General features: G+C 45.3%; 1 protein-coding gene. It reads left to right on the forward strand.

All coding sequences use genetic code 11. The annotated features are described in order from the left end of the window. Positions 1 to 92: 92 nt before the first annotated feature. Positions 93 to 785 (forward strand): histidine phosphatase family protein, encoded by a 693-nt coding sequence (locus HT678_RS00155; protein ID WP_119919659.1) that lies wholly within the window; start codon positions 93 to 95, stop codon positions 783 to 785. The last annotated feature ends 12 nt before the right edge of the window (positions 786 to 797 follow it).

The raw sequence follows: 797 nt of genomic DNA on the forward strand, positions 1-797 counted from the left end.
CTTTTTCATAATAATCTCCTGCAAAAGTCGCCTGTATGGGTGGCTTTTGTTTTATCATCCATGTTATAATAGAAGCAAACGGAGGACGGAAAATGGTAAAAGTACGATTGTATTTGGTACGTCATGGCAAGACTATGTTTAACACGATTGGTCGAGCGCAAGGTTGGAGCGATACTCCCTTAACAGCTGAAGGTGAACGAGGGATTCAAGAATTAGGAATCGGTTTGCGAGAATCTGGTCTACAGTTTGAGCGCGCTTATTCCAGTGATTCTGGTCGCACCATTCAGACTATGGGAATTATACTTGAGGAGCTTGGACTGCAAGGGAAAATCCCTTATCGCATGGACAAGCGTATCAGAGAATGGTGTTTTGGTAGCTTTGATGGAGCCTACGATGGCGATCTTTTCATGGGCATTATTCCTCGTATCTTTAATGTGGACCACGTTCACCAATTATCTTATGCGGAACTGGCTGAGGGCTTGGTAGAGGTCGATACAGCTGGTTGGGCTGAAGGATGGGAAAAACTCAGTGGCCGAATTAAGGAAGGTTTTGAAGCGATTGCCAAAGAAATGGAAGAACAAGGTGGGGGCAATGCCCTTGTCGTCAGCCACGGAATGACCATTGGAACCATTGTTTATCTGATCAATGGTATGCATCCGCATGGTCTCGATAATGGTAGCGTGACGATTCTTGAATATGAGGACGGCCAGTTTAGCGTAGAAGTTGTCGGCGACCGTAGTTACCGACAACTAGGACGTGAGAAGATGGAGGAAGCCTCTATTTAATACTCTTCGAAA

Source organism: Streptococcus sp. 3167, assembly GCF_013277175.1.
Taxonomy (GTDB): Bacteria; Bacillota; Bacilli; order Lactobacillales; family Streptococcaceae; genus Streptococcus; species Streptococcus pseudopneumoniae.